The sequence below is a fragment of the Proteiniclasticum ruminis genome (assembly GCF_900115135.1).
GTDB lineage: Bacteria > Bacillota > Clostridia > Clostridiales > Clostridiaceae > Proteiniclasticum > Proteiniclasticum ruminis_A.
Genome location: NZ_FOVK01000001.1, coordinates 114,148 through 131,942, shown reverse-complemented (window position 1 = coordinate 131,942; position 17,795 = coordinate 114,148). Strand labels below are relative to the sequence as shown.

Annotated in this window: 15 protein-coding genes; 1 reads left to right on the top strand and 14 read right to left on the bottom strand. The window is 46.7% G+C overall.

The window, feature by feature from the left end:
* Window positions 1-28: 28 nt before the first annotated feature.
* The 10 genes from BM243_RS00615 to BM243_RS00570 all read right to left on the bottom strand — a co-directional run bounded on the left by BM243_RS00615 (window position 29) and on the right by BM243_RS00570 (window position 12,302).
* Window positions 29-925, bottom strand: a complete 897-nt coding sequence (locus BM243_RS00615) for a phosphotransferase family protein (protein ID WP_074908964.1) — start codon at window positions 923-925, stop codon at window positions 29-31.
* Between the two features lie 198 nt (window positions 926-1,123).
* Complete coding sequence (hcp, locus tag BM243_RS00610) at window positions 1,124-2,758, bottom strand: hydroxylamine reductase (protein WP_074908961.1); 1,635 nt, start codon at window positions 2,756-2,758, stop codon at window positions 1,124-1,126.
* A 197-nt stretch (window positions 2,759-2,955) separates the two neighbouring features.
* Window positions 2,956-4,329 (bottom strand): condensation domain-containing protein, encoded by a 1,374-nt coding sequence (locus BM243_RS00605; protein ID WP_074908958.1) that lies wholly within the window; start codon window positions 4,327-4,329, stop codon window positions 2,956-2,958.
* 17 nt (window positions 4,330-4,346) lie between these two features.
* Window positions 4,347-7,577, bottom strand: a complete 3,231-nt coding sequence (locus tag BM243_RS00600) for an ABC transporter permease (protein WP_083422520.1) — start codon at window positions 7,575-7,577, stop codon at window positions 4,347-4,349.
* Between the two features lie 2 nt (window positions 7,578-7,579).
* Window positions 7,580-8,284 (bottom strand): ABC transporter ATP-binding protein, encoded by a 705-nt coding sequence (locus BM243_RS00595; protein ID WP_074908952.1) that lies wholly within the window; start codon window positions 8,282-8,284, stop codon window positions 7,580-7,582.
* A 14-nt stretch (window positions 8,285-8,298) separates the two neighbouring features.
* Window positions 8,299-8,871, bottom strand: a complete 573-nt coding sequence (locus BM243_RS00590; RefSeq protein ID WP_074908949.1) for a 4'-phosphopantetheinyl transferase family protein — start codon at window positions 8,869-8,871, stop codon at window positions 8,299-8,301.
* A complete protein-coding gene (locus tag BM243_RS00585; RefSeq protein WP_074908946.1) occupies window positions 8,868-9,098 on the bottom strand; it encodes an acyl carrier protein in 231 nt (76 codons plus the stop codon). The genes BM243_RS00590 and BM243_RS00585 overlap by 4 nt, the downstream gene beginning before the upstream one ends.
* Complete coding sequence (locus tag BM243_RS00580) at window positions 9,079-10,797, bottom strand: AMP-binding protein (RefSeq protein WP_074908943.1); 1,719 nt, start codon at window positions 10,795-10,797, stop codon at window positions 9,079-9,081. Before BM243_RS00580 ends, BM243_RS00585 begins: the two co-directional genes overlap by 20 nt.
* Window positions 10,798-11,211: 414 nt before the next feature.
* Window positions 11,212-11,694: a flavodoxin family protein gene (locus tag BM243_RS00575; protein ID WP_074908941.1), complete on the bottom strand. Its 483-nt coding sequence runs from the start codon at window positions 11,692-11,694 to the stop codon at window positions 11,212-11,214.
* 41 nt (window positions 11,695-11,735) lie between these two features.
* On the bottom strand, window positions 11,736-12,302 hold the full coding sequence (locus BM243_RS00570; protein ID WP_074908938.1) for an HDIG domain-containing metalloprotein: 567 nt from the start codon (window positions 12,300-12,302) through the stop codon (window positions 11,736-11,738).
* 239 nt (window positions 12,303-12,541) lie between these two features.
* Here BM243_RS00570 and BM243_RS00565 point away from each other — a divergent pair, with 239 nt between their 5' ends.
* A complete protein-coding gene (locus BM243_RS00565) occupies window positions 12,542-13,774 on the top strand; it encodes an aminopeptidase (RefSeq protein WP_074908935.1) in 1,233 nt (410 codons plus the stop codon).
* Window positions 13,775-13,854: 80 nt separating this feature from the next.
* On the opposite strand, the gene BM243_RS00560 is transcribed toward BM243_RS00565, so the two are convergent.
* The 4 genes from BM243_RS00560 to corA all read right to left on the bottom strand — a co-directional run bounded on the left by BM243_RS00560 (window position 13,855) and on the right by corA (window position 17,783).
* Window positions 13,855-14,118, bottom strand: coding sequence for a metal-sensing transcriptional repressor (locus tag BM243_RS00560; protein WP_074908932.1), 264 nt, complete (start codon window positions 14,116-14,118; stop codon window positions 13,855-13,857).
* Window positions 14,119-14,131: 13 nt separating this feature from the next.
* Window positions 14,132-14,362: a heavy-metal-associated domain-containing protein gene (locus tag BM243_RS15525; RefSeq protein ID WP_074908929.1), complete on the bottom strand. Its 231-nt coding sequence runs from the start codon at window positions 14,360-14,362 to the stop codon at window positions 14,132-14,134.
* A gap of 67 nt (window positions 14,363-14,429) precedes the next feature.
* On the bottom strand, window positions 14,430-16,709 hold the full coding sequence (locus tag BM243_RS00550; RefSeq protein WP_074908926.1) for a heavy metal translocating P-type ATPase: 2,280 nt from the start codon (window positions 16,707-16,709) through the stop codon (window positions 14,430-14,432).
* A gap of 75 nt (window positions 16,710-16,784) precedes the next feature.
* Window positions 16,785-17,783 (bottom strand): magnesium/cobalt transporter CorA, encoded by a 999-nt coding sequence (corA, locus tag BM243_RS00545; protein WP_074908923.1) that lies wholly within the window; start codon window positions 17,781-17,783, stop codon window positions 16,785-16,787.
* Between the last annotated feature and the right edge of the window lie 12 nt (window positions 17,784-17,795).

Sequence of the window (17,795 nt, the reverse complement as noted above, 5' to 3'; positions counted from 1 at the left end):
GTGTTTACCTCCGATGTTCGTAGTCATTTTATTCCCCTATGGCTCTGTACCATCTGGGCACAGGAATCTCATCTACCAGAAATTCTTCCAGTGTGTTTGCCACCATTTCCTGGACGAAGGAAAGGCTCTCAGGAGAGTTCTCCAGCGCCCAGGGTATGGACCCCACCGCGTTGGTCAGGGCATACAGCTTCCACAAAGCGAAGAACTCCAAGGGTGGAGTTCCCTTAAAGTAGGCATGCAGCAGACCTTTGGAAAAGGTTCTGCTGGAATGGATGTTCATGGTCATACGGTCAAACTCTTCATAGGGGTCCCCGAAGCTGTACCGGTTGAAATCCAGAATCTTCAGTTCTTCCCCTTCCACCGCCATGTTTCCGATGTGATAATCTCCATGAAGGAGAACCGAAGGTCTTCCATGAAGAAGGCTTCGATGCCTGTCGATATATCGGGCTGCTTCCAAAAGTCCTGGAAATGTCACCTGATGTTTATGGAATTTTTCAATTTTCACGTCAATCTTTCTGCTGTAGGCTTCAGCTCTTTCTGTGGATCCAGAAAAAGGATCTTGTACCGAGTGAATGGCAGACAGTTTCATGCCAGCCTGAAGTCCCAGATCATACTGCACTTCCTCTGGCTTTTTAGAAAGAACCGGTCTTAGATCTTCCCCGGTTTCGTAGGTATAGAGAATATAGGTCATGCCTTTCTTCAGTTCCCCATAGGACAGCGGCCTGATGATGCCTTTTTCCGGCGGAATTAAAGAGATGGCCTCATACTCCGCTTTCTGGTCTTCCAGTGATTTTTTTCTGCTGACTCGTAAAGTTCTCGTGGTACCGTTCTTTCGAAGAAGGTATTTCTCGTCTTCAGACCACCCTTTTTTCAGCGGTTCCTGGGACCACCCTTGGAAAATTTCGTTCATAATGTCGTTCTTCATTCAAACACCTCCCTTCCTTAAATTATAGCATCATTCTGTCAAAAATTGGCCTTCTAAGGTCCTTTGACTCCGCCTCGTTTCTTGCAGACAAAACAGAACCCATGAAAATCTCATGGGTCCCAATGGGAAAACTCTGTTTTAGGAAATTGTGAAAGAACCCTCCTTATTACTGTGAGGAGTAGTTCGCAATTGGTTTTCTCAACTACCTAGAATGTCCTGAAGATCCTTTTCTGGTGTTGTAATGGGTTGCAAGCGGTACTCCTTCGAGAGAAATGAAAGGATATTCGGGGTGACAAAAGCAGGCAGCGTAGGTCCGAGCCTGATGCCCTGGACACCGACATAAAGAAGGGCCAGAAGGTCCGCCACTGCTTTTTGCTCATACCAGGTGATGATGAGAGAAAGGGGCAGATCATTCACTGTGACAGACAGCTTCTCTGCAAGACCCGCTGCAATGCGGATGGCCGAATAGCTGTCATTGCACTGTCCCACATCAAGTAGCCTTGGAAGTCCAGCCACTTCTCCAAAATCCAGTTTGTTGAACCGGTACTTGCCGCAGGCTAGGGTGAGAATGATGGCGTCTTTTGGGACCCCCAAAGCGAACTTCGTATAGTAGTCTCTGTCAGGTTTTGCCCCATCACAGCCGCCAATGACAAAGAAATGGGATATCTCCCCCTTTTTCACAGCCTCCAGGATCTTGTCTGCATAGCTTAAAGTGGTCTTATGGCCAAAGCCCACTAAGATCTCCTTCACAGGCTCATCTTCCGTAAAACCGCCATGCTCGATGGCTTTTTCAATGATCTCACTGAAATCTTTGGTGCCATCGGAATTCTTCTTCACATGACGGATGCCTTCGAACCCCACCACATTGGTGGTATAAATCCGGTCTTCATAGCTCTTCATCGGTCTCATGAGACAGTTGGTGGTCATGAGGATGCATCCCGGGAGATCAGAGAACTCTTTTTGCTGATTCTGCCAGGCGCCTCCATAGTTTCCGACAAGATGCGGATACTTTTTGAGGCCGCCATAGCCATGGGAGGGAATCATCTCCCCATGGGTATAGATGTTGACGCCTTTTCCTTCTGTCTGCTGAAGTAGCATTTCCAGGTCTCGCAGATCGTGGCCTGAAATGACGATGAAGGGACCTTTTTTCACCTGGACATTGACTTTATGAGGAGTCGGTGCTTCATAGGTCTCATTGTTCGCCCGGTCCAGGGTTTCCATAATCTTATAGGAAGTTTCTCCTGCCTTCAGCATTTGAGCCACATAGTCTTCCAAGGTCAGGCTATTGTCCGTGAGCGCCTCCAGCAGTTCGATGACATTTTGGGACACTTCTTCATTCTCGTATCCTAAAAATCTGGCCTGATGGGCATAGGCGGATACTCCTTTTAAACCCAGCTTGATGGTTTCCCGAAGACTTCTGATGTCCTCATCCACAGTGTCATCAAAGAAAATTCTAGCCCGTGTGGTATCCTTCAGGATTTCTTCCCTGGTTGATCCTAATCGATAGGAAGCCTCCGGTGTGGGCAGGACTCTACCGAGTTTTTTCTCCAGACGGTCTTTCAGCTCCTGGGATTTTTTCAGCTGCAGGTAGTGCTCTTCCGGATCAAAATTCACATTGGTTAAGGTCATGAAAAGACTGTCTTCCACAAATTCTATGGTTTCTTCCTCCATCTTCTCCCCCAGATCCTTCAGGTGCTTCTGGTACCCTGCGATGCCTTTCACCTGGTAGAGGAGAAGAGCCTGAAGATTCGCCACCTCGGCGGTCTTGCCGCAAACTCCCTGGATGGTGCATCCTGTTCCTTTGGCCGTTTGTTCACACTGAAAACAGAACATTTTTGTTGTAGCGCGTTCGTCCAAAATAATACCCTCCCTTTGGTTTTGATACCCCCATCATACAGAAGCGTCCTTGGAGAAGAAAGACTTGCACCGTAAATTTACAGAATAATAACAATATTTCAATTTATTATAAAAAAAATAACAAGGTTTGGCATTTTTCGCCAAACCTTGCATGCACTTCTTCAGTTCATCACTCAATATCCCTCGTAAAGATCTCTCAGACGGATGTTCGGATTTTTAGCTCCTTCTACCATCACATAGGTCATATAGCGGTGAAGATCCGCAATCTTTTCTTTGGAGATGGTGTTGGACATATACTCATAATAGATTTTCAGGCCTCCTGTTCCATCCCCATCCATGATGGTGAGATACAGCGGCTGAGACACAGCCCCATTGCTGTACCATCTGGTTTCAATCTCCGGTACACCTTCAATCTTCATGGGCACTGGCTGGAATGTCAGAGAGGCGGATCTGTAGGAGACCCCCGGACTGACCTTCGTGAGGGCATGCTCCACCTCGAACATTTCCATGGGACTGAAGTCCGCATGACGGTAGAGCTCATTTTGCTTGTCCAGGAGCATATGGAGTCCTTCCAGGAAAGTGGTGTCCGGATCCATGATGGTCCTAAAGTGCATAAAATGCACTCGGGTGCCTCCGGTCATCTTCTCTTCCAACGTACCTCTTCTGGCTACAATGTTATAGAAAGACACATCGCTCTCATAGTCATTGATGTACGCCAGGTACGTACGAAGCCCCATATGAAAGAGAACCTGAAGACTTGGAAAGCCGTATTCTTTGATGAACTCTGTCATCACATCAATGTCATCCTTATAGACCCAGTAGAGATCATGCCCTGCTGTGCTTCTCAGATAGAATGCTCCCGCATAGCGGATGCTGTCATCCCCCTTTTTCTTTCTGAACTTTTCGAGGATTTCTCTGCCGTTGACATGGGTAAAGATAGGCTCTTCTCGACTGAATTCATTTTTCCAGTACTCCAGCGCCTTCTGATACTGCTCCGTCTGTCTGTAGGCAATTTCTTTCTTCAGCACTTCCTCATAGGGCTTCACTGGTCTGGGATATGGTTTTCCATCTTTATGGGCATAGTAGATCTGGAACAGATCTTTATAGAACATACTGATGGCCCAGGAGTCCATAATGAGATGACTGATCACTGAAAAGATGCCACCATAACCTTCCGGGGTTGTGACCACATAAAATCTGGCCATGGGCGCATCATAGATCTCCAGCTTTTTGGAGGCAAGTTTCAGGAACGTCCGTTCCATGTCCTGTCTTGATTTTCTTTGGAAGTCCAGACGGTCAATGGATTCTACTGTAGGGGCATCAAAATACTGTTTCGCCTGATCCTTGTCTTTTACAATGCGGATGCCAAAAGAGTCCCATCTGCTGATGGCTTCTTTCAGAGATTCTTCCAAGACATCCGGATCAAGGGCTTCTTTCAGGATGATGGAAGTGGGCACATTGACCACAGACTTATGGATGGCATACTTTCTGGACAGAAAGATGGAGAGCTGGCTTGGGGTTAAAGGATAGTAAATTCGTTCATCCATGACTGATTCTCCTTTTATTATTCTACAGATTTCAAAGACTCTACCATCTTGATGTTCACGAGTTTTCTGTACATGAACAGATTCACCAGGATGCCAAATACCAAGGTGATAAAGAAGGAATAAAGAAAGCTTTCAAGTGAGATATAGTTGCCGAACATGACACCTGCCTGCTCAATGGAGGTCATGATGACCCGGTGCAGGAAGATGCCTAGGAGAAGACCAATGCCCCCACCAAGAACCGTAAGGATCATGTTCTCCCGATACACATACATGGACACTTCTCTGTTGTAGAAACCCAGCACCTTGATGGTGGCGATTTCCCGAAGCCTCTCACTGAGATTGATGTTGGTCAGGTTATAAAGGACCACAAAGGCCAGTAGAGCAGCGCAGAGAATGATGGCATAGACCACAGCGTTGAGGCTGACCACCGAGTCTTCAAACTTCTCGGAGGCATCACGGTAATAGGCCACAGAAGCCACTTGAGGAAGGTCTATGAGGGCTTTGCCAAGAAGACTTTCCGACTCCTTTTTGTTGTCACTGAGTTTGATGAGAAGCGCATTATTCTCTGGCTCCAGGCGGTAGATTTCCTTGTAGTAGTCCGGATGGATGTAGAGATAATGGAAGACATAGTTTTCGGTGATCTCCCGTACCAGCACCTTTTTCATTGCACCATCTCCATTGTCTACCGAAATGGAGTCTCCTTCTTTGACCTGAAGCTCTTTGGCCAGCTTCTCGTTGATGACTACTCCATCTGTAGGGAGGTCGAAGCTTTCCTGGCTGGTTCGATGCCTCAGGGTCACAAACTCTGTGAAGACCTCGGGGTCCAGCGGTGAAATCATGGTCACAGCAATGTCTTCTTCGCCTTTCACTGTGGCATTGAGCTGTGCCGCTTTCAGGTAAGAGGAAAGATTCTTCTCCTCTTGAAGTTTTTTCTCCACCTCTTCTTTTTCCTGAAGAGTCGCCACTGCCGTGTATTTCATATTGAGATTATAGGTGAAGATCTCCTGATACTGCCTCACCACCACTTTTCCGATGGAACTGGAGAGTCCAAATCCAGCCACAAGAAGCGCTGCGCATCCGGCGATTCCTGTGACGGTCATAATGAATCTCTTTTTGTAGCGGAAGATGTTTCTCATGGTCACTTTCTGGGAGAAAGATAGCTTTCTCCATAAACCTGTGATCCTTTCCAGCAGAATGGGTTTCCCGAAATACTGCACCTTAGGACGCAGAAGCATGGAAGGCACTTCCTTCAGGGAGGTTCTTGTGACAAAGTATGCTGTCAGGGTGATGACGAAGAACCCGAGCAGCACGGTGAACGCAATGAGAAGAGTCTGCCGGGTCTCCAGCATGGGCGGCAGGGTGTACATCATGGCCCAGGAATCAAAGATGATCTTTGGAAAGATCTTGATGCCCAGAAAAGATCCTAAAAGACCTCCTGCAATACTTGCGATGGCTGCGTAGTTCACATATTTGAAGGCGATGGCGTTGTTGCTGTATCCCAGAGCTTTATATGCCCCTATGGTGGCTCTTTGCTCATCCACCATTCGGGTCATGGTCGTCAGGCATACAAGTGAGGCTACACCAAAGAAGAATACAGGAAACAAAGAAGCGATGGCATCCATCCTGTCCGCAGTGGCGGCGTAATCCGCATAGCTGTAGAGCTTCATACGGTCCAGCACATACCAGCTGGGCTTCAGCAGCTTCTCAATCTCATTTTCTGCACGGATGATCTTCTCCCGTCCATCCCGAAGTGCCTCTTCCCCTTCTTTTTTCTTTTCCTCAAACTCCTGTCTGCCGGCCTCATATTCTTTTCTGCCCTCTGCCAGGTCAGCCTCTGCGGCTGCAAACTGGATTTCAGCATTTCTTTTTTCTGTGGCCAGCTGACTTTTGGCATTGGCCAGATCCCTCTCTGCCGTATCCAGCTGTTTTTTCGCGCTGGCCAGCTGATTTTCTGCACTGGCCATCTGGCTCTGGGCGTAGTCATTGAGCCCTGTGATGGTGTTGATGCCTTCATCTGCAGTGCTGATGAGCTCATTAAGAGTTGCCAGCTGATTGCTTAAGGATTCCAGCTCTTCCGGGCTTGACGCGTTCTGCATCATTTCTGTCACAGCCTGGCGCTGAGTGATGGCGTCTGCCTGAACATTCTTCAGGGAATTGGAGGCATCATTCAGCTGAGCAAGATCGTCCCCATACTCCTCCTTTGCCTGATTGTAGTCACGTAACCCTTGATTGTATTCACTCTGTGCACTGGCCAGGGCCCGTTCTCCGTCCCTGATCTGGGATTCCGCATCGGCTACACGGTCTGCATAGTTCTTTCGCTCCGTCTCCAGGGTGGCTTCCCCTTCCACCAGCTGATCCCTGGCATCGGTAAGCTTTTTCTCCGCCGCTGCAATCTCTGTGTTGTATTTCTCTTCTTCTTTGGCCAGGGTATCTCTGGCTTCGGCAAGCTTTTTCTCCGCTTCCTTCTTGATGTCGTCCAGTCTCAGAATGGCTCGGTCAGCGCCCAGATTTTCCAGTTTGTTTTTCACAAGTTCCACTTTGCGCTCATAGGCACCGGAATAGGAATTCAGCTCTTTTGCGCCTTCCACCTCCACCAGGATCTCCAGATAGACAGGATAAAGAAACTCTTCTTCCGAAATCATCATGAAAAAGTTCACCTTGCCGCTGCCGATATCCGTGGCATCTTTGTCAAAGGTCAGGTAATAGGGGGACTCCGCTTTCCCCACCACGGTGAAAGCAGTGGATTTCAGTTTATCTGAAAGGTCCTCTTTTTTTCCGGAAGACACTTCAATGACATCACCAATTTCTAAACCCAAGGGCAGATTCTTGTTTTCTTCTATGATGCACTCTCCCGTCCCCTGAGGGAGCCTTCCTGACAAGAGCTTCGGCTCATTGAGATAGGCACCACCGGTGTCTTTGGGCAGAGAATGGATACGGAACACCATCTCATTGGATCCGATGGTGGCCACCACATCCTGAAAGTAGGATGTCTGGGCTTTTTTTACCCCTTCCACCTCTTCCACCGCAGTGAGATCCTCTTCCACAAAACCCATGGTGGAAAGGAGTCTGAGATCCATCATATTGTACTTATCATAATACTGGTCAGCGGTATATTTCATGTTGGGGGCTGCGGTTTTAATGCCAGCGAAAAAGGCCGCACCAATGGCGACGATGGTGAAAATGGATAAAAAGCGCCCGGGATATTTGACAATCTGTCTGATGGCATCTTTCAGGAGTGATTTTTTCATGATTACCACTCTATCCTTTCGATCCCCACAGGATGCTCATTCTCCATGATGCTGTCCACAAGGCCGCTCTTCACTTTGATCACCTGATCGCCCATGGGAATCAGGGCCAGGTTGTGCGTAATGACCACCACTGTGATCTCTCTTTCTTTACAGGTTTCCTGCAGAAGTTTCAAGATGGAGCGTCCTGTTTCATAATCTAGTGCGCCTGTGGGCTCATCACAAAGAAGAAGCTTCGGATTCTTGGCCAGAGCTCTTGCGATGGCCACTCTTTGCTGCTCTCCGCCGGACAGCTGTGAAGGAAAATTTTTCTTGCGGTCTGAGAGTCCAACCCCTTCGATGACTTCATCCACATTGAGGGGATTATGGCCAATCTGGGAAGCCAGTTCAATGTTTTCTTTTGCTGTGAGATTCTGCACAAGATTATAGAACTGGAACACAAATCCCACATCATACCGTCTGTAAGCAACCATTTCTTTCTGGCTGAAGGTGCTGAGATCCTTCCCGTAAACCACAACTTTCCCCGAGGTCAGTGTATCCATCCCGCCAAGAATATTCAAAATGGTGCTCTTCCCCGCGCCTGAAGCACCAGCGATGATGACGAACTGTCCTTTCTTTATGGTAAAATCCACCCCAGCCAAGGCTTCAATATCGTATTCTCCCATTCTGTACACTTTCTTGACCTGTTCGAATCTGATGGTGTCTTCCATATTTCTCATCCTTCCTACGGTAGAATAAATCTCACGGTCTCTCCAGAGTTCAGTTCCCGTCTTCTGTCCAGAAAGCAGAGTGAAATGATAAATTCTTCACAAAAATCTAAAAAATAAAATTGAGCTTCCATCAGATCGCTTTTTATGCTTTTCTGATCAAAATAGAAGCCTGTGTTTCTGAAGTCATAGGATAGACCTGTACCAAGGGCTTTCCCATAGGCTTCCTTTAAAGTGAAGTACTTCAGCAGTGCTTCATTCTGATTCTGGGCTTTCTGGTAAAAAAATGCCTCCTTCTCCCCTAGGATCTTCTTTTCCACATAGGGATCCCCGGGTCTTCGGTACTCTGCATCCAGACCCACGGGGCATGCTGACAGCGCAATGCCTAAAAGTCCTTTGGTGCAGGTGGTGCTGAGGTGGATCTCTGGATACTTCCTGAGATACAGAGCACCGCTTGAGGAAGCTTCGACCTCCTTTAAAGAAAGACCGTATTCTCTTTGAAGTCCGTAGGAAATCAGCCTCTTTTTCAGTCCCTTGAGATCCTCCGGGCTCCTCTTTTCTTGATCCAGCAGCCTAATTAGATAAATCAATGGATCATCTTGGACTTGATGTACGCATCCAGTTCTCCAAGGGTTTCCAGGTTTTTCAGTTCGCGTTCATTGATGTCGATCCCCAGTTCTGATTCCAGTCTTCCGATGATGCTGATGAAATCATAGGAGTTCAGGTGCAGATCGCGTACAGGATTGGTCTCTTCTGTGAGGTCTTTCTCCTCCACCTCCACATATTCCATAACGAGATTAGTGATGATACTTAACATGACTTAACGCCTCTCTTTCTATACAATATCGTTTGATTTTTTTGGTGGAGGTTTTTTCAAACTCACATTCACGGAGCTCCACATCATGAATACGCTTGTAAACAGACAGTTTGTGATTCAGCTTGGAGATGTCCTCTTTCAGGATTTTCTTAACTTCATCCACTCCTTTCTCAATAAGAAACTGATCTTCCACATAAGCCTCCGCCATGATCATGACCTCATGACCTTCTGGAGACAGCGGTGCATAAACCACTACTTCTTTCACATAAGCCAGATGATCCAGAATATATTCTTCCAGCTCTTCCGGATGCACATTCTTGCCATTGGCAAGAATGATGAGATTTTTCTCTCTGCCAGTGATATAAAGAGCTCCTTTTCGGTCCAGATACCCCAAATCGCCAGTCTTGAACCAGCCGTCCGCCGTGAAGGTTTTTCGGGTGGAGACCGGATCCTTATAGTATCCCATCATGACATTATCCCCTTGGACCTGAATCTCCCCGATGCCATCCTCATCGGTGTCCGCAATACGGACCAGGTTGTCCGGAATGACAAACCCCACAGACCCCGCGATGTTTTTCATGGTGCAGTTTGTGGCGATGAGTGGTGCACATTCTGTGATGCCATAGCCGTTGTAGACCGAAATGCCGATGTCCTCAAAGCCCTTCACAATATCTGGCCGCAATGGGGCACCGCCACAGACTATGGTTTGAAGATTTCCTCCCAGACTTTCCGCGATGGGCTTGAAAAAGAGTTTTCTGCGGTCTATTCCGACTTTCCGGATGAGGTTGCTGAACCAGATCCCATACTGGAGATGCTTTGTGAGATTGTTCTTCTCCGCCTCTTTCCAGATGTTCTTATATAGAGACTCCACAATCATGGGGACCATGAGACTCATCCCTGGCTGGAAGATCTTCAGATTATCCTTCACATGTTTGATGCTGTCGTTGAAGCATAAGGTGATGCCCCCATAAAGACAGCCAAGGACATGAAGATTGAACTCATAGGTATGATTGATGGGAAGTACGGAGAAAGACACGTCCGAAAATCTGAACATGGAGAATGCAGAGTGAATCACCGTTAAAATATTTTTATGGCTGAGCATGACCCCTTTATTGACGCCGGTGGTGCCTGAGGTGAACAAAATGGCAGACAGGGCGTTGCGGTCAATGGGCAGAGTTTTATACCGGAGATTCCCGCTGTTGATGAGGCTTCTGCCTTCCTGAAAGAGGTCAAGAATTGATAAACTTTCCTTCTTCGTGCCATACATGCTGATGTTGATGAACGTGTGCACTTCGGGGCAGATTCCTCTCATTTCTTCCACATCATCTGAAAGAAGATCTGAATAGAGCAGCACCTCAGCATCACTCTTGCAGATGAGTTTATGCAGCTCTTCCTTTGAAAGCTCCTTATCCAGAGGAACAATGACGCCAAGACCCATGGAGACCGCCATATAACTGACCACATAGCTGTAAGAACTCTCACCGACGATGGCAAAGTGCTTTCCCTGCAGTGCTCTTTCAAGAAGACTGGTTCCCAGTGCATCCACATCTTCTCTCAGCTGCACAAAAGTATAGCTGTGCAGATTTCTTTCCGGATCCAGTTCTTTGTAGGCATAGTCCAGACCGTATTTTTTCTCGGATCTCTCCAGAAGATCCCGCATGGTATGGATATAGTCTGTTTCGTAATAGTTTCTCAGCATAAGATCTCCTCCCAGGGTGCAACTATTGTTCGCCAACGGATGATATCTGTCTTCAATTCAGTTACATTATATAAATTTTCATTAAATAATTCTATATTTTTTTGAATATTTATTAATAATTTACATAGTTCGACAAATGATTAAACAAATTTATTGATAAAATTTGACAATATCTGAAATCATAAAGTATTGTTAAAAAAATAATAGATAGTTTGAATATAAGACAATTCATACCTATACACGGTAGATGATCGAGGTATGGCATATAAAAATATTTGACTTTCAAAGTTTTCTGTAAAAATTAAACACATCTGTATAATTTTTCAGAAACCCCGTTTCATTCACCTCTCATCAAAAAACAGGCAAAAAAAATCAAGGCAAAAGCCTTGATTCTGCTACTATTGTAAATTGTTTCTACAGTTCATCCCAACGGACTTTGTCCATACGTTCCCGGATCTTGTCATCTCCGATGAAGACATTCATATTTCCACCCTGCATGGCATAGGTTTCCTTGACAATACCTCCACCTTTACGAACGAAATTGCCGATGTAGTCATGCACCTTCACGCTGTTCTTAAAATCAGGCGAGGCCTGAAATGTGATGATGTACACTTCTTTCTTGTGAAAATCCGCTTTCGGATCTCTCACAAAGGCATTCATGGCAGGAACTGACTTACTGGCCCAGATGGGAAACATGAGATAAAGTCGATCCGCATCTTCTGCCGCTTCCCAAGGAGACCCTACAAGAGTGGATTTCTTTCTGAAGAACGCCTGAAAGACATTTCCCACCTTCTCCTCTTTCAGTTCAACAAGATCCGCATGAAGCTTTTCTGAAAGAAGCTCCGCTGCCGCCTTTGTGTTGTTGGATAAGGAATAATATACTATGACCGTTTTCATCTTGGTACCCCTTTCTCTCCTTTTGTCTAACTCTTCTCTGTTTAGTTCAGTTCCAAAAGATCCTTGGCTTTTTTCATTCCTTCAATGGTTTCAATGATGATATGATCCAGGTCCATACCAAGCATCTTTGCACCGGAGGCGATGACCTCCCGGTTGACCCCTTGTGCGAAACTGGCGGTCTTGAACTTCTTCTTCACACTTTTCAGCTCCAGCACTGAAATAGATTTGTCCGGCCTCATGAGTACAGTGGCATAGATGAGCCCAGTGAGTTCATCTATGGTGTAGAGCACCTTTTCCATCGTCAGAACTGGTGGCACTTCAGTGCAGATGCCATACCCATGACTTTCGATGGCCCGGATAAAAGATTCCTCGAAGCCTTCCTTCTGAAGGATCTCCCGGGTCATGACACAGTGCTTTTCCGGATACTTCTCATAGTCCAGATCATGCAGAAGACCCACCAGAGCCCAATACTCCGGATCCTCCTCCATCATCTCCGCGAAGTGGCGCATCACCGCCTCCACCGCAAAGGCATGCCTTCTGAGGGTAGGGCTTTCATTATAGGACTCCAGCAAAAGGAGTGCTTCTTCTCTCGTTTTTTTCATGTTCATTCCCTTTCAATTTACACTTTTTGTTATTATCATAACGTACCCTTAGGTTTAGTATAAGTCATCTTTGTGAATTTTCACAGTATTCCGTTGTAAACATTTACAATGTGATGGTGTATTCAGCATATTTTCAATTATTTCATGTTATTTTTGAACTTCTCATTTGAATCTTTGAAAGAACGTTTCAATATGTTAAAATCTAACCATTGGAAACAATAGATTCATGATTCAAGGAGGATATTATGAAAGATCTTACCCCTTATTTGGAAAAATACGCCAAACTCGCTGTAGAGGTGGGCATCAACCTGAAAGAAAAAGAAGGCCTCATCATCACCACATCCACCGACGGTCTCCCACTGTCAAGACTCATCGCCAAGGAAGCCTATCTTTCTGGCGCAAAGCACGTGGAGCTGGTGCTGAACGATGATGAGTTCGCTCTTATGCGGTATCAGTACGGAAAGGATTATGTCTTTGAGGAGTATCCTTCCTGGAAGGTCACAAACACAAGAGACATCTATGAGGACAACTATCATCACGTCTTTGTGATTTCACCCAATCCAGAGCTTCTGAAAGATGCGGATCCTGAAAAGGTGAAGACCAGCCAGAAGATCGCCAGCCAGGCCGTGGCTCCTGTGATGAAGTACAGAATGACAGGCATCACCAAGTGGGTCATTGTGGCGGTTCCTTCTGCAGGATGGGCAAAGACCGTATTCCCGGAGGATACAGAGGATGCAGCAGTAGAAAAGCTTTGGGACTACATCATCAAAGCAACGCGTCTGGATCATGAAGATCCAGTAAAGTCCTGGGAAATCCACAACAGCAATCTGAAGAAATACGAAAACTTCCTCAATGAGGCAGATTTTGAGAGGGTTCACCTTGTGGGTCCAGGAACAGATCTGGAAGTGTACCTGGCCGAGGACCACAACTGGATCGGTGGAAGCAACGATTCCAATGAAGGGGTGCCCTACATGGCCAACATCCCAACGGAAGAAGTCTTCACTACACCCCACGCGTACAAGGTCAATGGAACACTGAAGGCCACAAAGCCTCTTAGTGTCAACGGAAATCTGGTGGATGGATTCGGATTCACCTTTAAAGACGGTAAAGTGGTGGACTTTTATGCAGAAAAAGGATATGAAACCCTGGACAATCTCATGAAGAATGATGAAGGCGCTGTGAGACTTGGTGAAATCGCTCTGGTGCAGGATGACTCCCCCATCTCCAACACAAAAATTCTCTTCAACAATACCCTCTTTGATGAGAATGCTTCCGTGCATTTTGCGCTAGGCAGAGCCTATGGGTACGCCATCAAAAACGGCACTTCCATGAGCCAGGAAGAACTGGACAAAAAAGGTGCGAACTTCAGTCTGATCCATGTGGATTTCATGGTGGGTGGTCCTGAACTGGACATCACCGCCTACAGAAAAAATGGAGAAGCCGTTGCGCTCTTCAGAAACGGAAACTGGGTCATCTAGACAGAAGAAAAATGAGACAAAAAAAGACTGGTCCCTATCAGGCGTTACTGCCTGAAGGTCCAGTCTTTTCTTTCGGCTTTTTATTTGGTGAGCTTGTCCATGATCAGCATGATCTCACTGATCTTCTCTTCCTGTTCTTCGGTGCCAAAAGCCCCGTGAACACAGTGATGGATATGGTCATGAAGAATCTCGGCATTGACCTTTTTTAAGATGGCCTGGGTCGCCATGAGCTGGTTTGAAATGTCGATGCAATACCTGTCTTCTTCCACCATTTTCAGAAGGCCTTCCAGCTGACCCTTGGCTGTTTTGAGAAGCCGTGTAATCCGCTCTTTATCTGACTGCATCTACTCTCCCCTCCTATCCAAAGATACTCTTCTTTTCTTTTACTGCCACCAGTTCCAGTGCTACATTCTTCAGGGCAGCTCTCAAGAGATCTTCTGACACTTCAGTCTCCATATCCACCACAGCGCTCTTTTCGTTGAGGTCCACTCTTGCTGTGTTGATTCCATCCAGACCTTCTAGAGCCTCCGTTGCTCGTCTTACGCATCCCATGCAGTGCATTCCTTCGATTTCCAGTACTCTTTTCATTTGCTTTTCTCCTTTTTTATCACTAGTATTGTTGTTTTCATATATTCTGAACGGATCGTGTGTAGTGTTACTTCACAGCATCCGCATGAACCGGTTTAAAGAACTTCAGCCTGAGCGCGTTACTTACGACAAACACAGAGCTTAAACTCATGGCGGCAGCTGCAAACATCGGGGTCAGCTTCCAGCCAAGGGACAAGTAGAACACGCCCGCAGCCAGCGGAATCCCCAGCACATTATAGAAGAATGCCCAGAAGAGATTTTCCTTGATGTTCTTGATGGTGGATCTGCTGAGCTGCACTGCGGTCACTGCATCCAGAAGATCGTTCTTGATGAGCACAATATCAGCGGACTCAATGGCGATGTCTGTTCCCGCGCCGATGGCGACGCCCACATCTGCTCTTGACAGGGCTGGCGCATCATTGATGCCGTCCCCGATCATGGCAACTCTATGACCGCTTTCCTGAATGAGGCGCACTTCCCGCTCCTTATCCTGGGGCAGCACTTCAGCAATGACCTTATCAATGCCCAGCTGATTTCTGATGGCTTCGGCGGTTCTCTTATTGTCTCCAGTGAGCATTACCACGTCAATGCCCATTTTCTTGAAGAGGTCGATGGCCTGTTTACTGTTTTTCTTCACCACATCGGCTACAGCAATGATGCCAAGGACCTTTTCGCGGTTTCCGAAAAAGAGCGGGGTCTTTCCTTCGCTGGCCAATCTGTCTGCATCTTCCTGGAAAGCGCCTACGTAGATATCCTCTTCCTTCATCAGTGCCAGGTTTCCTGCAATATAAGGAAGTCCGTCGACAAAGGCGGCGATGCCCATACCGGAAACAGAACTAAACTTGTCCACTTGCTTCAGTGTCATGGATTTTTCTTTGGCTTTCTCGACGATGGCTTCAGCCAGTGGATGTTCTGACGGCTTTTCGATGGAGGCAGCGATGAGAAGAAGCTCCTCTTCCCCGATGTCTCCTTTGGTGATGATGTCCGTGACCACTGGTTTTCCTTCCGTGATGGTACCGGTCTTATCCAGCACCACCGTGTTGATGGAGTGCATGGTCTCCAGAGCTTCTGCGGATTTCACAAGAATTCCGTTCTGAGCCCCTTGTCCTGTTCCCACCATGATGGCCACAGGAGTCGCAAGACCCAGGGCGCATGGACAGGAGATTACAAGAACCGTGATGGCGAGAGATAAGGAAAATTCAAATCCATATCCCAGGAAATACCAGACCAGGAAAGTAATGATGGAGATACCGATGACCGTAGGCACAAAGACTCCACTGATTTTGTCAGCAAGCTTTGCAATGGGAGCCTTGGTGGCATTGGCGTCTTCCACCAGCTGAATGATCTGTGCCAACGTGGTGTCATCCCCTACCTTTTCCGCTCTGAACCTGAAATATCCGGTCTTGTTGATGGTGGCAGCGATGACTTTGTCTCCCACGTTCTTCTCTACAGGAATGCTCTCTCCTGTCAGTGCGCTCTGGTCTACAGAAGAGGCACCCTCCAGAATGACCCCATCCACAGGGATGCTGTTTCCGGGTTTTACGATGACAACATCTCCAATGGACACTTGATCAATGGGCACTTCCACTTCCATTCCGTCCCGGAAAAGAAGCGCTGTCTTTGGGGCCAGATCCATGAGCTTGCTGATGGCTTCTGAGGTCTTTCCTTTGGATCTTGCTTCCAGGAACTTTCCTAAGGTGATCAGCGCGAGGATGGTAGCACCGCTTTCAAAGTACAGTTCATGCAGGAACTGATGGACAATGTGGGTTTCCCCATGTCCCAGTCCATACCCTGTTCTGAAGATGGCATAGATGCCATAGATAAACGCAGCAGCTGAACCGATGGCAATGAGAGAGTCCATGTTGGGTGCTTTCAGCTTCAGTGCTTTAAACCCTACGATGTAGTATTTTCTGTTCACATAGATGATTGGAAGAGAAAGAAGCATCTGCAGGAAAGCGAAGGTAATGGCATTCTCCACGCCGGTGAGCCAGGAAGGCATAGGCATGCCGATCATCTCACCCATAGCCACATATAAAAGAGGAATGAGGAAAATAAAGGACACAATGACCCTCATTTTCATTTCCTTCAGTTCGTCTTCAATGGGATTTGCCGATGATACAGCGGTTTTCTCTCCCCGCTTGGTGTGTACGGCCGCACCATATCCTGCTTTTTTTACCGCCTCAATGACTTCTGTCTCCTGAACACCTTCATCCAGCAGCACACTCATGGTATTGGTCATGAGACTTACATTCACACGGGAAACCCCTGGCACCTTCTTCACAGCTTTTTCTACAGCTGCAGAACAGGCGGAGCAGGTCATGCCCGTGACATCATATCTTTGTTCCATAGTATCCTCCTTACCCCACCCCTAGGGGGGGGGGTCTATATTTCTATCATAAAGGAGCTTTTTCCCTAAGTCAAGTCAGAACCACTTCTTTTTTTTGAAATAATATAACATGCCTAAGGCCACTGCCCCCATGCTGGCCCAGGCCAGAGGATAACCATACCGGGATTCCAGCTCAGGCATATACTTGAAGTTCATGCCGTATACACCCGCGATGAAGGAAAGAGGAATAAAAATGGTGGAAATGATGGTCAATACTTTCATCACTTCATTGAGCCGGTAACTGACACTGGAAAGGCTGAGATCCATAAGGCCTGCCAGAAGCTCCCGGTATGTTTCAATGGTATCTATGACTTCCATGAGCTGACTGTGAATATCAAAGAAGTACATGGAAGTTTCTTTATTTATGAAAAGAGGATCATCTTTAGAGAGATAAGAAGAGATTTCCCTTAAGGGCCAGGCATATTTATGAAGGTAAAGCAGATCTTTCTTTAGAGATCTGATGGCTTTCATTTCCTCGGTGCCCGGTCTAGATAGAATCCCCTCTTCCATTTGATCAATTTTTTCTCCCATGACCTCAAGTGTTCTGTAATATCCTTCTACTAAGGCATCTAAGAGCTGATACAGTAAAAAATCTACTCCTTTGGCGCGAACCTCAGTTCCTTCTTTCTTCAGTTTCTGCCGTACTCTGTCAAAAACATCACCCTCTATTTCTCCAAAAGTCAGGAGATAATTTTCCCCGAGAATAAAGCTGATCTGTTCCATTTTCATGACATCATTCTGAATAAATACCATCTTAGCGACAATGAAAAGATGATGAGGATATTCTTCCACTTTCGGCCTTTGTCCTTTAAGAAGGATATCCTCCTGTACCAACTGATGGATTTTGAAAAGTTCACAGATTTTTTTTAATAGCACAGGATCTTCCTCGTCCAGGTTGAGCCAGAATCGATCAATGGATGTGCTATGGAATATACTCTCTTCACTCTCAAGCTGAGATAGGGTAACTTCCCTCTCCTGATAGTTTTTCTCGCTATAGATGTACAGTTTCATGGGGATGGATTTCACTTTTTCCATGGTCGGCCTCCA